The sequence below is a fragment of the Desulfamplus magnetovallimortis genome (assembly GCF_900170035.1).
GTDB classification, from domain to species: domain Bacteria; phylum Desulfobacterota; class Desulfobacteria; order Desulfobacterales; family Desulfobacteraceae; genus Desulfamplus; species Desulfamplus magnetovallimortis.
In genome coordinates, this window is sequence record NZ_LT828558.1 from 106,813 (window position 1) to 127,266 (window position 20,454).

Annotated in this window: 10 protein-coding genes; 9 read left to right on the forward strand and 1 reads right to left on the reverse strand. The window is 41.0% G+C overall.

Going from position 1 to position 20,454, the window contains the following annotated elements; translation table 11 throughout:
- Window positions 1-174: 174 nt before the first annotated feature.
- From MTBBW1_RS22985 to MTBBW1_RS30470, 8 genes are all read left to right on the forward strand, one after another.
- Window positions 175-765, forward strand: a complete 591-nt coding sequence (locus MTBBW1_RS22985) for a polyhydroxyalkanoate synthesis regulator DNA-binding domain-containing protein (protein WP_080807847.1) — start codon at window positions 175-177, stop codon at window positions 763-765.
- Window positions 749-1,492: an FFLEELY motif protein gene (locus tag MTBBW1_RS22990; protein WP_080807850.1), complete on the forward strand. Its 744-nt coding sequence runs from the start codon at window positions 749-751 to the stop codon at window positions 1,490-1,492. The genes MTBBW1_RS22985 and MTBBW1_RS22990 overlap by 17 nt, the downstream gene beginning before the upstream one ends.
- Complete coding sequence (locus MTBBW1_RS22995) at window positions 1,489-2,463, forward strand: patatin-like phospholipase family protein (RefSeq protein ID WP_080807852.1); 975 nt, start codon at window positions 1,489-1,491, stop codon at window positions 2,461-2,463. The genes MTBBW1_RS22990 and MTBBW1_RS22995 overlap by 4 nt, the downstream gene beginning before the upstream one ends.
- Window positions 2,464-2,516: 53 nt before the next feature.
- The gene (locus MTBBW1_RS23000; RefSeq protein ID WP_080807855.1) at window positions 2,517-4,361 is read left to right on the forward strand and encodes an iron-containing alcohol dehydrogenase; all 1,845 of its coding nucleotides are present in this window, start codon (window positions 2,517-2,519) and stop codon (window positions 4,359-4,361) included.
- Between the two features lie 795 nt (window positions 4,362-5,156).
- On the forward strand, window positions 5,157-6,260 hold the full coding sequence (locus MTBBW1_RS23005; RefSeq protein ID WP_186441653.1) for a hypothetical protein: 1,104 nt from the start codon (window positions 5,157-5,159) through the stop codon (window positions 6,258-6,260).
- A complete protein-coding gene (locus MTBBW1_RS23010) occupies window positions 6,239-7,144 on the forward strand; it encodes a sensor histidine kinase (protein WP_245809531.1) in 906 nt (301 codons plus the stop codon). Before MTBBW1_RS23005 ends, MTBBW1_RS23010 begins: the two co-directional genes overlap by 22 nt.
- 19 nt (window positions 7,145-7,163) lie before the next feature.
- On the forward strand, window positions 7,164-7,796 hold the full coding sequence (locus tag MTBBW1_RS23015) for a LytR/AlgR family response regulator transcription factor (RefSeq protein ID WP_080807863.1): 633 nt from the start codon (window positions 7,164-7,166) through the stop codon (window positions 7,794-7,796).
- Window positions 7,781-7,993 (forward strand): LytTR family transcriptional regulator DNA-binding domain-containing protein, encoded by a 213-nt coding sequence (locus MTBBW1_RS30470; RefSeq protein ID WP_080807867.1) that lies wholly within the window; start codon window positions 7,781-7,783, stop codon window positions 7,991-7,993. The genes MTBBW1_RS23015 and MTBBW1_RS30470 overlap by 16 nt, the downstream gene beginning before the upstream one ends.
- Window positions 7,994-8,120: 127 nt before the next feature.
- On the opposite strand, the gene MTBBW1_RS23025 is transcribed toward MTBBW1_RS30470, so the two are convergent.
- Entirely contained in the window at window positions 8,121-9,779 is a 1,659-nt protein-coding gene (locus MTBBW1_RS23025) for an AAA-like domain-containing protein (RefSeq protein ID WP_080807870.1), read from the reverse strand.
- 465 nt (window positions 9,780-10,244) lie between these two features.
- Between MTBBW1_RS23025 and MTBBW1_RS23030 the strand changes: the two genes are divergently transcribed.
- Complete coding sequence (locus MTBBW1_RS23030; RefSeq protein WP_080807873.1) at window positions 10,245-19,982, forward strand: InlB B-repeat-containing protein; 9,738 nt, start codon at window positions 10,245-10,247, stop codon at window positions 19,980-19,982.
- The last annotated feature ends 472 nt before the right edge of the window (window positions 19,983-20,454 follow it).

Here is a 20,454-nt window from a genome sequence, read left to right on the forward strand (position 1 = left end):
CCTGGTTATCCTGGTTCAGACAACTGCAATTACTTCTGAAAAAGCAATAAGATGTCGATTTTGAGAATATAACGAATATGGCGGATACCCGCCACAATCAAAGAGTTGAAAGTCCTCAAAAGCCTTAAAAAAATAAGGGGACTTTCTAATAAAAACGAACATGATGGAATAGAGATGCATCTGATAAAAAAATATGCCAATAGAAAACTGTATGATACAGAAGATAAAAAATATGTCACGATGAAACATATATCTGCAATGATAAAATCAGGCAAAGATGTTTCTATCGTTGACAATGAAACTGGTGAAGATATAACCGCATCCATTGTTTCCACATTAATGGGCAAAGACAGCAGTGACGCTGGAGAAGGTCTTTCAACTGGTGTTCTGATTCAGCTTTTTCGTAAGGGCAGCGGTGCATTGACAGACTATGCCAAAAAGTATTTTTCCATATGGCAGAATGCATTTACCATGGCTGAAGATGAACTTGATGCTCTGTTGAAAACCCTTGTCAAAAACAAGGAGATATCAAAAACAGAAGGCAGTCGTCTCAAGCAGGAGATCACAGGATTTACAAGATCTCTTAAGTCATGGATATCTGAAATGGTGGATAAAAGAGTAAATGAAGTGATGGTAATGATGAATTTACCAACAAGGGATCAGTTTACAAGCCTTAATTCAAGGATAAGTGATCTTGAAGCCAAGATAAAGGAGCTGGAATCCTGTAAAAGAGATTCTGGAGAGGATGATGAAACCAGGTTATGATGCAGATTCTGATGTCGATATGGTTATAAAAAGTGCTTATGACAATATGCATAATCATGCCACTGTGGATGATTTGATTCCTGAAGAAGGCACCATGGAGAATGGTGAGCTGTTCCAGACACTTAAGCGTGGATTGCAGAATTTTCAGTCAAAGCGTCTTAACAAAACCTACGAAGATATAAAAAATGATCCTGAATATGACCTCATGGGTGACTTTTTTTTCAACCGTCTCTATGCCCCTGAGGATTTTACATTTCGGGATGAGGGAATGAAAAAGCTTCATCGTGCCCTGGATGGAAAGGTTTATGCTGGAATGGTATCTGCTGTATCTAAGGTTATTGAGCTACATGACCTAACGGATCAGCTTGATAACCTGATGGTACAGAGGATGATTGATAAAGGTATTGGGGCTGATATAACCATGGAACAGTATCAGATGATCTATCGAAGCCTTGATAATTATGATCAGAGGATATATCAGATCGACTTAAGTACTCATGTCACCCGCCTTTTCCATGCTTTAAGCCGTAAATGGATCGTTGCATTATCCCTTAAAACTGTAAAAAAAGCTGCCTTTTTTTTCAAGGTCAAACCTGTGGTTGATTTTATATACCAGGGGTATGATGCTTTCAGACATATTAAAAATATAGATTATTTTGTAAACACAATTCATGAGAGAGAGATCTCGTGGCACAATGAAATATGGAATAAGGCTGATTTGTTATGAAAAGAGCTCTGATCTTGTCAGGGGGAGGCTCAAGAGGTGCATTTCAGATTGGAGTCTGGAAATATCTTCAGAAGATAGATTGGCAGCCTGATATGATCTGTGGAGCATCAATAGGGGCTATAAATGCTGCTGCAATAGGTTCCGGTCTTGGGGTGGATGAGCTGACAAGATTGTGGACAACGTATAATCGCCGCAGAATCTGCCGTTTGCAACTTTTAAAGTTTCTCTCCAATGCTCTTTTCAGACGATCTTTTGTCCCTCTTATGGATACAACGCCAATGCAGGCAATGATTCATGAGGTAATTGATTTTAAGGCACTTAAAAAAAGCAGGTGTGAGATTATCATCTCGGCTGTCAATCTTGCCACAGCTTCTCCTGAATTCTTTAACCAGCAGGAGATAACCCCTGATCACCTTCTGGCATCCAGTGCCATGCCCCTACTTTTTCCGTATCATATGATTGATGGTATGCCTTACTGGGACGGTGGAATTATGGCAAATATTCCTTTAATGCCAGCTTTTTTAAGGAATATGGATGAAATTGTGGTGGTGCTTCTTTCGCCGGTAGGTCATGCAATGTTGCCAAGGCCTGAACGCCTTGAGGATGCAGGCGAACATCTTCTTGAACAGTTCCTTGCTGGCTCCTACCACTCAGCGCTTATGGCTGAAAGATTTTTTAACGGAAAAGTCAGCCACAATGATCTTCTTCCGCCATCCTCATACCTTAGAAAACAGCAATTATCTTATCATGAAAAAGCTGGACAGCCATTGCATTGTCTTCAAAAAGAAGAACACAGCAACCCTGCTTTTGGAACAAAAAGGCCAAGAATAATAACTGTTGCGCCTTCAAGGATGCTTGGAATAGCCTCTTTGCTCAATTTTTCCAGAAAACAGGCTGAAAGGCTCATTAATGAGGGATATGAAAATGCGCGATGTACTTTGAAACTAAGTAAATATGATTATAATGACTAATTATCCAAATTTATACAGAATTCAGGACAAAAAACACAATTTTAGGAGAAAAAATGCTTCCAGAATATTTTGAATTTTCACTGCCGGTTAAACTTGTTTATGGTGCTGGAATAATAGACAATATTAAAGATGCTGTCGCAAGATTCGGCAAAAGGCGCGCTCTTTTAGTTACAGATGCAATACTTGCCGAGGCAGGCCCTGTGGAAAAGGTGAAAAACGGTTTCAAGAATACAAATATATCCATTGTGTCTGTATTTGATGATGTACCACCGAATTCAACATTGAAAACAGTTCAGGACTGTGCAGCCCAGGGAAACGAGAACAATTGCGACATGGTGATTGCTGTAGGCGGCGGAAGTGTTATTGACACTGCAAAGGTTGCCAATCTGCTCATGGTCAAGGGCGGCAATATTGAAGATCATATGGGTGCATACCTTCTTGACACAAGTGAGGAGCTGTTTCCATCAATCATTATTCCCACCACAGCAGGAACAGGTTCTGAAGTCACAAAGGTTGCTGTTATTGCTGACCCTGAAAATGATGTCAAACTGCCATTTTCCGAAGAGCAGTTCCTTCCAAAGCTTGCAATTCTTGACCCAGAGATGACCCTTTCCCTGCCTGGCAAACTTACAGCATCAACAGGTATGGATGCACTTGTACATGCCATTGAGGCCTATGTTGACAAGGAGTGGTCTCCAGCTTCCGATGCTTTGGCTCTTCATGCCATTAAACTTATCTCCCGCAATATTCTTGTTGCCTGTGCCAATCCCCAGGATATTGAGGCAAGGGGTGCCATGCTCGTGGGCAGCTTTCTTGCAGGGGTTGCATTTTCACACTCAATGGTGGGTATGGTGCATGGTATTTCCCATGCGCTTGGCGGTGTCTATCATATTCCACACGGACTTGCCAATGCCCTTATTCTGCCGGAAGTCATGGAGCATAACCTTGAATCAAGGCTTGATCGTTTTGCTGATATTGCCTTTACACTTGGCATCTCATTCCCGGAAGTTGTGACAGACAGTCAGAGCATAATAAAAACAGGCAAGCTTGATCTTCTGTCAAAACTTGCCAGAAAAACCGAGCTTTCCGCACTTCAGGAGGTTATTGACAACGGTTCTACAGTGGTAAAGGATTTTGCTCTGAGGCAGCTTGACAGCCTTCAGTTTGTTGATCAGTGGATCAGAAGAAAAGCCGCAGAATCAGGAATTGAAAAGATCAGGACATTGAACAGGCAGCTTGCCTTCCTCACTGGAATTCCCTTGAACTTAAGGGATGCCGGAATCAAGGATGATCTGGCAAAGCTTGACAAGGTTGCAGATACTGCAATGGAAGATGGCTCCATGCTTTACAATCCTGTGGAGCCGAAACGTGAAGATGTCATAAAGATTGTCAGAAAGGCATATGAGTCCAAGGAAAAACCCCTCAAGGTTTCAGAAAACGATCTCAGGGCTGCAAAGGCAGGTACAGTTGGCGACAAGAAGAGCATGAAAGGGGTTTTCAAGGATACTGCCCAGCTTTATGATATACTTGTAGGATTTTATGAGCTTCTGAAAAAAGATGGAGAGCTTGGACCCGCTTTGGCAAAAACAGGTCTTTGCGTGCAGTTTGTTTATCAGAATCCTTCAGCAGTAATTACTGTGGATGCAACAGGCGATGAAGTTCAGATTATTCAGGGTGATTTCAATGGCAAGCCAGAGGTAACAATGACAATGGATGCAGACTTTGCCCATAAATTCTGGCATGGCAAGGCAAATCTTGTAAGTGCCCTCACAAGAAGGCTTGTTGTTGCAAAGGGAAATGTACCTAAAACCCTTAAACTTTTACCTGTTTTGAAACCTGCTTACAAACTTTATCCTAAATATTTGAAGGAGAAGGGATTTTCTGATCTTATCATGTAATCTGAGCGAGTAATACCTTCTTTTTTTATAAGAAAGTCCCCGTGGTTAAAGGTTTTTTAAGAACTTTCATGCTTCGTTGTGGCAAATATGTTTGCCGTGGCCGTTATATGAAAGCCCCAGTATTTTAATGTTTTTGAGAACGTTCATTTTTCGTTGATGCAGCGGTGTCTGAAATGTTTGTTGTATTAAAAAAGCCCCTCTCCTTATAAACAGGAAGGGGCTTTTTTAATATCATCTATTCATGGTATAGTATTGTCATAGATGAATCTTCATGACCGAATTCACCGGTTATCCAAGGCCATTAGAATAATAGAGAGTATTTTCACGGTAAACGGACATGGCTGTCATTCAGCCACCCCCGAATATGAAAATATGTATCCATTTTCACGGTAAACAGTCATGGTCGAATTCTGGCCATCCTCGAATATGAAAATTTGTATCTATTTTTACAGTAACGGTGGATAAAAATAATGCCATAGGTACGATAAAGAGTCTTTTAAACGCATTTCGCATGATAACATACCCTGTTTACCTTATTAATAGATGAATATGATAATTTTGCCAACACCGTCCTGTGAATTGAGTGAAGAAAAGAGTGTGGAAAAAACAGATGAAATCCTAAATTATAATTAAAAGTTGTTTGTAAATAAAAAAATGAAACTTATAACTAAATTAATTATCATGCTGGCAGCTACCATAATATTTAGTATCTTTCTTTCAGTTTTTACTGTTTATAGGATAGCCAAAAATGAACTGGTACAAAGTACAGAAGTCGTCCTTAAAGAGACATCAAAAATGATAGAAGCTCAAATTGAACAGAGAATCAGATCTATTAAAAAAAGGGTGGAAGGCTGGGCTGAGGTCTCTTTGGTCAAAGATGCCCTTAAAAATCCCCATGACACAAGATTGATTAACAATCTTAACAGTGCCTTTCTTGAAATTGTGAAAAGCGACGCTATTCTTCAAACATTTAATCTTCTTGATTGTAGTGCAGCCTGCGTGGCTTCATCTATTCCTGAAAGAATAGGTTTGAAGGAGATGCAGGAGGTAGTGAGCAAAAAATCAGATTTTATAAAGGCAATGAATGGAGAGTCAAATATTATGGGTGCTTTCATGGCAATTTCAAGTGGAAGGCCTGTTCTCTCAATTGCAGTGCCTGTTTTTATTGATGGAAAAGTTAAAGGAGTTTTGCGTCCAATAGTTGATATTGCGTGGTTCAACTCTGAAATGCTTGAACCATTGACTGCTGACAGCAGATGCAAGGCTATTGTTTATCACCCTGAGCTGAATCTTGATGTCTATAAAGGTCATAATTTCACACTTGTAATCAAAAAGGGGTATATTAAACCTGATATACCTTACCTCCCTGAGATGTCTCAAAGTATCAGTGGGATAATAAGATATAAAAAAACTGATAATAATTCAATAATTGCAGCTTATAAATGGGTGGAGGAGCCGAAATGGCTTATAGTTGTGGAACAGTCAATGTCTGATGTATTGCGTCCAATTATTGATATTAAATATAGTGCCATAAAAATTGCTATACTACTATTTATCATGTCCATTTTTGCAGCATCTGCTGCCATCCGTCCAATTCTTGCTGATATTCATAACTGCATTGATATGGCACGTTACATTCAAAAAGGAGATATGGATAAAAGAGTAATCTTGAGTTGCAAAGGTGATATTGGAGAATTGGCAAAGAGTTTAAATGATATGGCTGACGGTATTAAAGAGCGAGATGCCACAATTAAAGCAAGTGAGTTAAGATATAAGGCTATTTTTGACTCTGCTGTGGAAGGTATTTTTCAAACTAAAAAAATGGGGAGTTTATCTCTGCAAACCCTGCACTTGCAAATATTCTTGGGGTACCATCTATACAAAAACTTCTCTCTTTGAACGCTTCTATTTTTTATGATGACCCTGCACAACGTGCCTCTGCCTTAAACATACTTGATAAAGAGGGTAAGCTGATAAATTATGAGTTTAGACTCAAACGATTCAATGGGGATATACGATATTGTCTTATTAATGCAAGAACGTTTAAAGATGAGATTATCGTTAATTTTAATGATGAATACGTTTATATTCAAGGAGTTATTACTGACATAACAGAAAAACGAAATTTTGAAGAAACACAATTTAAGATACAACAGGCAGAAAAACTTGCTATGCAGGCTCGTTTTCAGTCTCTTAGACATCAGCTCAACCCCCATTTTTTGTTCAATTCGATTAATACCATTGATGCAATGGCAAAAACAAAACCAAAAGAGATTGAAAATCTTTTACAGAAATTATCAATTTACCTTCGTCATACCATTATGGAAAAAATTAATAAAAGAGTTGTTTATCCCCTGAAAGAAGAGGTTGAAGTTGTTAAAGCCTATATTGATATTGAAAAGATACGTTTTGAGGATATATTGGAAATTAACTTTGATATAACAGAAGATGCAATGAACGCGACTGCACCAGATATGGTTTTGCAGCCACTTGTGGAAAATGCAATTAAGTATGGTATGCAGACATCAAAGATGCCTCTTAAGGTACTCATTAATGCAAATATAAAAGATGATAAGCTCCATATTAAGGTTAAAAATAGCGGTAAATGGGTTGAACATGATCAAAATAGTGGTAATATATTTTATGAAAGAGGGGTTGGTTTGCAAAATTTGCAAGAACGCCTTAATATAATTTATGGGAATAACTCAGCTATTAACATTAATAAGAGTGATGGCTGGGTTGCAGTAAATATTGAGATTAAATGGAACTTTATTTTGATTTAGTAAGACGGTATATAAAATTATGGAACCACAAATAAAGGTTATTATTGCAGATGATGAACCCCATGCAAGGGAGAATATGGGTATTCTTTTATCTGTGTATCCTGAAATAAAGATTGTTGGAGAGTCTAACAGTTTTGAATCTACATGTGCAATAGTCAGCAAAACAGAGCCAGATGCACTATTTTTGGATATTCAAATGCCGGGTGGAGATGGATTTGATGTTGTTAATAAACTCAATGAATATGATTTTTTACCAATTATAGTCTTTGTAACAGCATTTGATCATTATGCTTTACGAGCCTTTGAGATAAATGCACTGGATTATCTTCTAAAACCAATTAATAGAGATCGTATTTCCCAAACATTAGAACGAATAAAACAAAATTTTACTACTCTGTCTAAATCTGATAATCTTTGTTTTACCTCAGCGGATTTATCACCGTTTTCGCAAAAAAAAATACAAGTTACGGAACGATCTTTAGAAAAGATAGACATTTTAAATGTATCGCTTAATGATAAAGTGCTTTTAAATCAAAGTAGTAAACAATTTTTTATTAATGTAAAAGACATATCCTTGATTAAAGCACAGGGTAACAACACAAATATGGTAATTTTTGGCAAAAAAAACAATTTTCAATCAAAAAAAATTTAAGCTATTGGCAGGATTCACTCCCTGCTCCTCCATTTATTCAATTGGATCGCTCTACAATTTTAAATTTAAACCATGTAGCTTCATGGCAGGCGATCGATAATCGAAAGCTACTTATCCATTTAAAAGAGTTTAATGAACCTGTTAAGTTGGGGCGGACTGCATCTGAAAGATTTAAACTAATTATCAAAAATCAATAGCAATAATGCAATGAACTGAAGAGGTTTACGACCACATTTTCAACCGGTCAGGATAATTGTCGTCACCGGCCAACATATTTGTCGCACAATAACCACTCAAATGCATGAGACTAATCCGCTTCTCAAGTCACATACCCCAAACAGTTATTCTCTTCTCTTTATAAAGCTCTTGTTTGCAAAAGATTTTATCATCCCAAGATTTAGTCTCATCTCTGTCAAAAATAACAAGATGCCCCTCACTTTTCCCGCATCTATCCATATATTGATAGGTCTGCTCAAGTCCGTCTGATATGGTTTTCTCAAGGGATTTATGCAGGATTTTAAGCTCAATAACCTCCTTTTGAACAGCGTTTACACCCTCTTTGTTATTCTTGTTTTTGTTATCATTTTTTGATGGTATGTTGTTTTTAATTTTTGAATTTTTATAATAGTTCCAGATAACCATTAAATCAGTCCGACCCTTTCCAAGACCATATTCACGCTCAATCCTGCCTCCTGAATTAATAACCCTTTGCAAAAACGCCTGCATCAAAAGCTGGGGACCTGCCTCTTTATATTGAAATCTTTCAACCCAGCTCTCTGAATGTTCACGGAAAAACTCCTGAAATCCTTTTAATAGCTTTAGCATATCAAGAGTTCCGTCTTCTTTTACATACCATAAAGAGTTGTGTGAGATAGAGTCTTGAGTAGTTGATGTCAGCATTCTTGGAATTATCTCCATATATATCGGGTTGCTTATCTCAATTGAGGGTTTTCTGTTGATAAGCCCAAGATCAGTAAGATATTGAAGATCATCTTCTGGAATATCTGCTGTAACCATTTTGCCGGTTATAATCGGCTCAATAACTCTTTTTACCCGCTCCTCTTTCAGCTTATCAGCAAGCTGGTCAAGATGAGTCTCCCGCCTTAAAATCAGAGCTTCTTTTGCATCAATTACCATATCTTCTGTAATGGGCATCTTCTCTAAAATTTTATCTCGTTTTGCCTTTGTCTCAAAACAAGCCTGATATGCCAGTGCATTCACAAGCCAAGGCTGACCCTGCGTGTAGTGCCAAATCAGATTTTTGGCTTTATCCTCAAATGGCTGACCAGTCTCGATTGTATGCTTTTCAAGAAGCTCTAAAACTTCTGATTGGCTAAAATTGCCAAGCCTTAAAGATGCAGCTTTTATATTAAATGCACTTCCTCCTGTGATAATTGATTTTTCTCTATCTGAATGGATTCGATAATCTCTGACATCTCTTACTCCGCACAAAACTATTGATTGCGGAAAATATTCAGGGCGTTTGTCGTAGCCTGCTCTAATTTGCCTGAGAACTGAAATAAGTGTATCTCCAATCAATGAGTCAATTTCGTCTATGAATAGAACTAAAGGCTTTGAAAGGTTGGCAGACCATTGGGTCAAACATAGATTTAAGGCTGAAATATAAACTGTATCATCAAGCATTGTAGGCATAATAGTCTCTATAAAATCGTCATTTAAATAGATTTTTGCCCTTGATGCCATCTCGTTGATTAAAGCATTCATTCCCTGTTTGATATCTTCCCTTGCCCCTTGTGCTGATTCCACATTTATATAAAGAGATTTATATTCTGTCTGACTGTTCAAATACTCCATCAAAGCCAATAAACAAGAAGTCTTGCCAGTCTGTCTTGGAGCGTGGAGAACAAAATATTTTTTCTGCTCAATTAAAGATAAAACCTCATCTAAGTTGATTCTATCAAGAGGATTAAGGCAGTAGTGTTCTTTTGTTCTTACTGGTCCTGCTGTGTTAAAAAATCTCATGCTCATCTCCTATTATCCATCTTGTAACCTGCTCAATATCGGGCAAAATCGTAAATCTGTAAATGCTTAAAAAATGTTATTTATAAAGAATATGGTAATAACTTTTACAATCAAAGATTACTTATCATAACTTAAAATGTATGGCAAAAAAGATTTTTCTAAAATACATATATTAAAATTTAAAATAAATAGTCACTTTGTGAGATTTGCAGTTTTCAAAATTTGTTTATTGTGATGAGAAAAATTATTTTTGGCAGATTCATCAAAAATTTGGAGGATTCGTCATAGAAAATGTCGGATTTATAAAATTTTTGGCAGATTAATAATAAATTCAATGATTTGCGTTCAATTTTTTCCTATGTTAATTTCAAAGGATAAATTAATAATAATATTTTGAAGCATTTTGATCACCTAAGAAATTAATAGTTTAGGGATTGTTTTCAATTAGCACAGGGAGGATTGAAAATGGAAAATAGAGATTGTCAGGCAAAAAATAGGCTTTTTGTAAGGTATGCTGGATTAGTTCTTTTTTATATAGGTCTGGCACTCTGTTTGGGGGGGCATTTTAATGCTTCTGCTTTTGCGGCTGTTATTGTAGTAACCAGCAATGCGGATTCAGGTGCGAATACGCTCCGGCAAGCCATCACAGATTCAGCCGATGGGGATGAGATTACCTTCAATATCAGCGGCTCCGACACCATCACCATTATTTCGGAACTGTCCATCTCCGCCAAGGGCGTGACCATTGACGGCACCAATGTAGCCAACGACAATCCGGTCACCATTCAGGTGACCACACCGGGAACATCCACGTGGCGGGTGTTCACTATCGATGCCACGGAAAAAACCATCAACCTATCAAATATGGCTCTTCGCGGTGGCGACATATCTGCATCAAATTCAAATGGTGGAGCGATCAATATCTTGAACGCAACTACTGTGAATATTGATAATCTCGACATTCGCCAGTCAAAAGCAAGGTATGCCGGTGCGATTTACCAGGACAATTACAATTCAGTTCTGAATATCACCGACAGCAGCTTTATCGATAATCATGCCACCTCAATGGCTGGCGCTATCTACCAGAAAGGCATCGCCACCTACACGGCATCCACCTTTTCCGGAAATTCGGCGGCCGCCGGCCTAACGACTGGGCGTGCCGGGGCTCTTTACATTTACACGTCCCAGCCGGCAACCATTGATCGCTGCACATTTTATGGCAACAGCCTCACTTCGGCCAATTCCGGATGGGGCGGAGCGGCCATCGCGATTGGGACATCCTTGGGCTCTAAAATCTACATCAAGAATTCGACTATCGTTAACAACAACTCGACCAATGCCGTTGGCGGCGGCGGCGGGATATTCATCTCCGGCGATACCAGCCATGGACAGACGCTTCAGATGTACAACACCCTTATTACCGGCAATACGCATGGAGGGAGCCCTTCGGATTTTTTCAATAGCGGGAATGCTGGTGCAACGCCCCCGAATCTCAACCGCATACTTGACGGCGGTTACAACATCATCGGCAACCAGATCACCCGGGACGATACATACGAAACGGCGAACGTCTTCAGGGGCGCGACCAACATTCTTTACAACCTCAAATCCGACGGCACCACAGGCTATGGCGCTTGGAATCAAAACAACATCGACCTCGCCAACCAGAACCTCAATCTTGCAGGCGCCCTTGCCAACAACGGCGGTACTACCCAAACCCTTGCATTGCAGGCAGGCAGTTTTGCCATGGATGTCATTCCTTATTCAGCAGGCACCAACACATGGAATAATTCCCCCATGACCGGTGGAAGTTATTATGATCAGCGTAGTGTGGAAACCGCTGCTGGTATTGCTATCAGCATAGGAGCATATTCCGTCCCCAATCCTGTACCTGAAATTGATGTTAAAGGAAATGCACAGTCCATTGCTGATGGTGATACGACTCCAGATACAGGCGATCACACCGATTTCGGCGGTGTTGCTGTCGATGGTGGAGTTCTGGCACGCACCTTTACTATCTATAATACCGGTTCGGCGGATTTGAATTTGACCTCTTCACCCAAAGTCAGCATCACGGGTGACAATGCGGGTGATTTTACTCCCATAACAACAGATGCTTCAACACCGGTTAGTTCGGGTTCCAATACAACGTTTACCATAACCTTCAACCCATCGGCGATTGGTACCAGAACCGCACAGGTAAGCATTTCCAATAATGACAGCGATGAAAATCCATACACTTTTAACATTCAGGGCACTGGAATCGTTCCAGGACAAGCGACCAACAATAATGACGACGGTCCGGGCTCTCTACGTCAGGCCATTGCAGATGCAAGTCCGGGGGATACCATCACCTTTAACGCCGATTACACCATAACCCTTTCTTCGGCATTGACCATTAATAAAAATCTTACTATCAGGGGAAATGGAGCGAGCAACACCATCATTCAGGCCGCAGAGACGGCTCCTACGCTTGCTGATGATGGACAAAGCGGAGATAGGGTGTTCAATCTGACCGGCGGTGTTATTGTTTTGGAAAATATGACCATCAGACACGGATATAATCCTAATGATGAAGAATATGGCGGTGGGATTCGCATCGACGGTGCAACATCGGTAACTATCGACGGATGCAACATCACCCACAATGTGGATTACTGGGATGGCTATGGTGGTGGTATCTACTGCTGCGATAGTGCCACCGTCATCAAGATTATCAACAGCACCATTAGCGACAACTCTGCATATTATGAGGGCGGGGGGGTATATTTCAACAACAATGGGCTTACCTCGATTATCAGCAATTCAACGATAAACGGCAATGAAGCTGGGTACTGGGGCGGAGGCTTGCTGCTTTACGATGGAACCCATCAGGTATTGAATTCCACCATATGCAACAACACTCAAACGGGTATTCCTGTCGATCTAAAAGGCGGCGGTGGAGTCGCATTCTGGACAGGCAATGCTACCTTCAATCATGTGACCATAGCCAACAATACCGCAGCAGATTATGGCGGCGGGCTGGATGTGGGATGGGGAGGAACCTTAACAATCCAAAATTCAGTCATTGTCAATAATACTGCGACATTGGGTGGTGCTGATTATTATTTCAGAACTGCTAATCCAATCACCCTCGTCGATGCAGGCTATAACATCCTTGAGTCTTCCAATGTTGCGGCAAATGCGACCGGCGGATTCAATAACTCGACTTCAATACTTTACAACACGAAATATGATGATGGAAATACCAATTACACCAGTTGGACTCAAGGGGGTACAGCGCTTGCCAATCAGAATCTCAATCTTGCCGCAGCCCTTGCCGACAACGGCGGACCAACCCAAACATTGGAGTTAGAAACAGGCGGTTTTGCCATCGATGCCATTCCCTACAATGCTGACAGCAATTCCTACAACGGAGCCTTTGGCATTGACCAGCGGGGCAAATATCGCTCCAACGGCACGACAACCGATGACAACCGCGATATCGGAGCCTTTGAATTTGACGGCACACCCCCAACAAACGGCGATTATATATCGCAATACAATCAAACGGGTAACTGGTCATCCACTGATAGCTGGTGGCAATATGATAATGCAAACAGCAAATGGGCGACGCCTTCTTCAGCGCCTTCCTCCAGTGATGGCAGCATTATTGTGGACACCGGTTCTACCATCACAGTGGATGCCAATACCTCCATTGATCAGACATCAGTAACATGGGGCGGCACACTGGCGGTAGCAGCGGTTCAAACCCTGACCATCGCCAATGGAACCGGGACAGACCTGACAGCCAACGGCAATCTGGATATCAATGGAACCCTTGCCCTTGCAGACGGCACTTCCGTGGATGCCAACGCTGCATTTGACGCTACAGGCGGCAGTGTTACATTCTCTGGCGGGGGCAACCTTAACCTTGGCGGCATAATTACAAGTCTTGGCACATTCACAAGTGGCACTGGAAACGTAACCCTTGATGGCGCATCTCAAACCCTTACGGGAAGCAATACTTTTTATAACTTGGCCAAAACAGTTACAACAGCCGATACACTTACCTTTACTGCAGGCACAACCACCACAGTGACCAACACTCTTAATCTTGAGGGGGCTTTGGGTCAACTGCTATCCCTTAGAAGCAGTTCTGATGGAAACCAGTGGAACATCAACCCCCAGGATACGCGGAACATCGGCTATCTTGATGTCAAGGATTCCAACAACACCAACACCACAGCCATCAGTACAGCTGGACTGAACATAACCGATTCCGGCAACAATACCAACTGGACATTCAACCAGCTCCCCACCGTCACCACTCAGGCAGTCTCTAACATTGGAGAAACCACAGCCACTGGCAACGGCAATATCACAAGTCTTGGCACACCTAATCCAACACAGCACGGCGTATGCTGGAACACCACAGGCACGCCAACCACAGCAGACAGCAAGACCGAAAAGGGAGATGCTGCTGCAACAGGAGCCTTTACAAGCTCAATGACAGGTTTGAGTCCAAGCACAACTTATTATGTCAGAGCTTATGCAACCAATTCTGCCGGCACTGCTTACGGGGATCAGGTGTCGTTTACTACAGCAACACCGCCACCACCAAAAGTGAATCAAACAATAACTTTTAATGCCCTGCCTTCTAAAAAATTTGGTGATCCACCTTTTAGCTTAACAGCAACAGCTTCTTCAGGTCTTTCTGTTAGTTATGTAAGTTCTGATACATCTATTGCCACAATAAGCGGCAGCACTGTAACTATAGTTGGAGCTGGTAGAGCAATAATAACAGCAAGTCAGGGCGGTAATGGAACTTATAATCCAGCCCCTAATGTTCAACAGGTATTGATAGTCAATATAGATCGCAATGTTACCTCAACAGCAGACAATGGAGCAGGTTCTTTAAGGCAAGCTGTTCTTTATTCCAACAGCGGGGATAGTATTGATTTATCAGATATAGCAGGGGGCGGGACAATAACACTGACAAGTGGAGAAATCGTCGTCGATAAAGATTTGACAATTATAGGCAATGAATCCAATCTTGTAATTATAAACGGAAACAACTCTTCAAGAATTTTTAATATATCTAATGGAATTACTTTAAGTATAAACAATCTGCAAATTCAAAATGGTTATGCAAACTCACAAGGTGGCGGTGCAATTCTTAATGCTGGAACACTTACATTGACAAATACTACCATTGCCTCCTCTTCAGTAGCAGAATCTATAAATGGTGGAGCAATATTGAACCAATCAGGTGGTGTACTGATTTTAAGAAATTGTACATTGAGTGGCAATAGTGCCGTAAGTGGATCAGGAGGAGCAATTTATAACTCAGCATCAGCATCATTGACGTTAAACAACTGCACCATAGCAAATAACTCAGGATCTTCAGGTGGAGGAGTCAATAATGCAGGTAGTCTAAATATAACAAACACCATTATTGCTGATAGTATAGCAGGGGCTGATTGTATCAACTCTGGTGTAATAGTGTCAAATAGCCATAACTTGGTAGAAGATGGAACTTGTTCAGCTTCAATTTCAGGTGATCCAAAACTTGGAATTTTGCAGGTTAATGGAGGTTTAGTCTTCTCCCATGCACTTTCTGAAGGAAGTATCGCAATTGATGCCGGGGATGACTCAACAGCGGAATCAACAGATACCCGAGGTGTAAACCGTTTCATTGATGGTGATGGTGATGGTGATAACACTTCGGTTTCCGATATTGGTGCTTTTGAATTAGAATCAATTGCCGCTTTCAGCAATTCAGAGATTCTCTATTTTATGAATTCCTTTCCAATTGAGCAAATATCTGGAATATCAGAGCAGCGATTAGAGCAATTATTGACAAAACTGTCAGGCGATGAGCTTGCAAGCATAGATAGCAGTCGTATTTCTCAAATCATTGAGGCAGTAAATCCGCATGTCAATTTTGCAAATATTTCTGATTCAGTGCTTATCAAGCATCTATCTAATATTCCTGTATCAGTTATCTCTGATTTGTCAAATGCAACGGTTGTTGAGATATTTGATGCAGTTTCAGATGATGGTTTAATCAATCTGCCATTGTCCATGAAAAATGCCCTTGTTTTTGGCATGGATGAAGAGAGTATAGGTGCCCGTGCAGACAGGATTGCATCGATTCAAACTGTGGAAGAGCAGCTTTATAATCTTGCAAACCTTCCAATTGATGAACTTCTTGTATTGCTAAATGGACTATCCCAGGAGAGTATCAACTCACTTTTGACAGAACTTTCTGGAGAAAATATAGCAGGTCTTGGCACTTCTCGTCTGATTGAGTTGATGGAAGGTATGGATATAGATTATGAAGCCCTTGATGATCAGGTGCTGATTAATCATTTATCCAATATCCCTTCAGAAGTAATTGCAGGGCTGCCAAGTGCTACAGTTGCAGAAATATTGGATGCTTTGCCAATAAACAATCTTTTATCACTTCCCTTTGAAATAAGAAGTGCCCTTGATCTTGGGTTATCAGAGGAAGATTTTTCAGATCGTTTAGACATAATTGATGCCATGTTTACATCGGAAGAGCTGATAGGATACATCAATGTTGTTTCACTTGACGATCTTGCTTTGATGTCAGAGCAGCGTGTACTTCAGGTATTGGAGTCAGTATCAGGAGCTGAGATTGCAACTGTTGAGGCTGGACGCTTGACCCAGCTTATCAATGCCATAGATACCATTGTGGATTTTGATAATCTTGATGATGCAGTTCTTGTTGATTATCTTTCCAACATCTCTCCAGAGGTGATAGCAGGGCTTGCCAGTGACACTTTAGCAGAAATATTTGATGCGGTTCCTATTGAGGAGTTAGCCTTTCTACCCTTAGAAATAATTGAAGCTTTTGAACTTCGTCTTTCAAAATATCATCTTGCCATAACAAGTGGTACAGGAGGCGGTGAATACCTACCAGGAGCAGTGGTATCAATCTCTGCGTTGCCTCCTTCTGAAGGAATGATATTCGACGGTTGGAGTGGAGATATTGGAACCATAGCGAATCCAGTACTTGCCAATACAACGTTGATCATGCCAGATTATGATATATTTATAATTGGGACTTATATAGAAAAGCCTTTGGATAAATTCAATCTGACAGTTCATGGTGGTAATGGAGATGGTTTATATTATGCCGGTAAAGTAATTTCTGTTGCTGCCAATATTGCCCCTCAAGGCCAAATATTTGACAAGTGGAGCGGTCAGACCTCCAATGTGAAGAATGTTAATCTACCAAATACTTTTATCTATATGCCTTCAAGTAGTCTTGATATTACTGCTGTATATAAAGCGGAACCAGCCATAAAATATACCCTTGATGTGGAGAGCGGAACAGGTGATGGGGAATACAAGGCAGGAAGAATTGTTAATATCGCTGCCACTCCTGCATCTGAAGGTATGATGTTTGACAAATGGATTGGACAGATTAGTGGTGTTGCTAATATTAATATTCCCAATACCACCTTTACCATGCCAGGCAGTGATGCTGCTGTAAAAGCAACCTATAAAAATGCTCCGCTTGAAGATTTTGTGCTGGAAATAGAAATAGAGATCCAGCCCCAAGAGAGGCAGAGGATGAGAACAAACACTGGATTATCAGATTTGTCACTACAGTCGTCTTTTAAAGGAAGTACAAGGATGACAACGATCCAGAGCGATGTAATTCCCCCTGGCCATATTGTGAACCTGATTGCACCTGAAGCACCTGAAGGGTATATCTTTGACATCTGGGAGGGGAATACTGCCAATGTAGCCAATGTCAATCTGCCGGAAACAGTCCTTTATATGCCTGACAGTGATGTGGTTCTCATTGCCACCTACAAACCCATTGAACATGATGCAACTCTTACTGTGGAAAATGGAACAGGAAGCGGCAGCTATCTACCAAACACATTGGTGACATTGATTGCTGATGCCCCTGCTGAAGGCATGATGTTTGATAAATGGATGGGGCAGACAGCAAATGTTGAGAATGTCAACCTTGCTGAGACAACCATTGTAATGCCGGAGACTGATGTTTCCATAAAGGCTGTTTACATTGAAAAGCCTGTTGAATTATATCCCCTGACCATAACAGGCGGCAGTGGCGGAGGTGATTATCCAGCAGGAGAAATGCTTGAAATAACTGCAGAAGCAGCACAGGATGGATATTCTTTTGACAAGTGGCAGGGTCAGATAGCTACGGTTGAGGATATAAACAGTGCCACCACTTATGTTTATATGCCGCCAAGTGAAGTCATTGTTATTGCCACATACGCTTTGAATTCGGCTGATCCTGATCCAGTTGACCCCGATCCAGTTGACCCCGACCCAGTTGACCCCGACCCAGTTGATCCCGACCCAGTTGATCCTGATCCGGTTGACCCCGACCCAGTTGATCCCGACCCAGTTGATCCTGATCCGGTTGACCCCGACCCAGTTGATCCCGACCCGGTTGATCCCGATCCAGTTGACCCAGGTCCCGTGATTCCTAATCCTGTAGATCCCGCTCCGGTAGATCCTGACCCTGTTACTCCAGTAGAGCCAGATCCTGACGATTCAGTGGAACCTGATCCCGACGAGCAGCCGGAGCCACAGATTGATGAGTTTTTCAGCAGTATGACAGAGATTTTTTGCTCTACCCATGCTTTGGGAACAGATTTGCCTGATACAACCATAACAGGCAATACATTACACATTATCGAAGGTATTGGTGCCATTGATCTTGTGATGGAACATATTAACGGGGATGCAACACTAACTGAACCCATTGAATATAATGGCACTTTATATAGATGTAGCGGCAACATTGAAACCATAATAAATAATCTCCAGGAGCTTGCTGCCTGCACCATAGCAACTGCCCACGACAATATCATGGAAAACAGGGTGCCCTTTTCAGATGCCGGAGCAGTTAAAACAGAAAAGGTAAAGGCATTTATACAGAATATTGAGGCGCTTATTGCACCTTTTGTGAATGAAGGCTATCCGCTGGATTCCGGACTTGTGGATGCAGCAGTTAACGCCATTGATGATGCTTTGGACTCTATCTATGTCTCACTTGCAACTGGAAGGAGAATTGACAGCAGTCTGTACAGTGGAGCTGTCTTCTCAGAGAGAGTTGCAAGAGCCATGGCACAAAGCAGTGGGCTTCTTCAGGATATTCTTGATACAGTTGGTGTTGAGATAACTCCATGCTTTAATATAATTGAAATTACATTGATGCTTAGCAAGGAGCATGGCCGGGGATTGTTTGAGGCCGCTGAAATGGCCTCCCATCTTCCTTATCTTGCAAAGATGGAGTCCATAATGGTTGAGAACAGTGAATCAGCAATAACTGATGTCATGGAAAATGCCCTGAACTTCAGTATATTCGGGGATAGCATTGGATACCCATGCGAAGATGATCCTTCTTCGGAATCACAATCCTGTGTTAAAGTTGAATCCGCCAATCCTGGAATGGCAGAGATTTCTGTAACAGGAAGCAGTGTCATGATAAGTTCCGTTCATCTTGTTCCATCTACAATTCCGGCAGGTGTCCATATTCTGCCGGACGGAAGGACAATTTTTGTCTGGAACAGCCTTGCAGTAACAGTTACATCAATGGTTCCTGAGCCTCTTGATTTTGCGGGGTTTGTCGGCATTGATATGGCAATTCCATTTGAGATACTCAATGACGGAAGGTGGTTCGCGGGAAACAATGAAACAGAGTTTAAAATGAGCGGAATGGTAGCTTATGAAATGATGTCATCTGTGACCAAGGGAGGTATCTTGGCCTCGGTACAGGAGATAACCTCAGCACAGAATAGAATAACATCTGCTGAAACAGAGCCAGGCAGAAATATTAATTTTGCCCTCAAAGGCAGTAGTCCTGCATCCGAAGATTATTCCATCCAGGCTATTTTTGACTCAGATATGATTTTGAATATGCCCCCTTCAGTATATGAACTTGATACTCTTGTGCTTATTCTTGACACCCTGAAGATTCCTTTTACCATCAACAGGAACAAAGGTGTAATAGTCATTGAAGGTGGACTGAAATTCAAGCCCGACTATATTGTGGAAAAACTGACAGATGATGAATCTATCTTCTGGCAGGATAATATGGATAGTACCGGCACTGCCTGGAAAGTTGCTGACTACAACGGGGATGGTCTTATGGATATCCAGATTATTACAGGAGAGGGAAAGCAGGCTCTTTTCAGACTGCCATAGTTCGCTGATCTTGAATCAATCCTTTTTTTGAAAATTTGATCCTAATAGTTGAATTATTTAAAGCCCCTCGCCTTAAACAAGGAAGGGGCTTTTTATATTTCATCAGATCATGGTATAAGTACTCAGAATCGACACCTTATTGCATTTTCAGAAGTTATTGTATTTGTCTGAATCAGGATACACAGGATGAAACAGATGTTCATGATAAATTATCCTGCCTTATCCTGTTAATCCCGGTTATCCTGATTCAGACAGTATTGACAAGCTTCAAAAGCTCATAGGTGTCGTTTTTTGATAATATGAAATTAAAGTTGTGATTTGTAAATAATAAACCATGAACGGAAGGACGCCACCATGACTAAATTTCCATATGGCATAGCCGATTTTAAAACAGTAATAACAGAAGGCTATTTTTACTGTGACAGAACAGATAAAATTCCTTTGCTTGAAAGCTCAAAGTCCCAACTGTTCA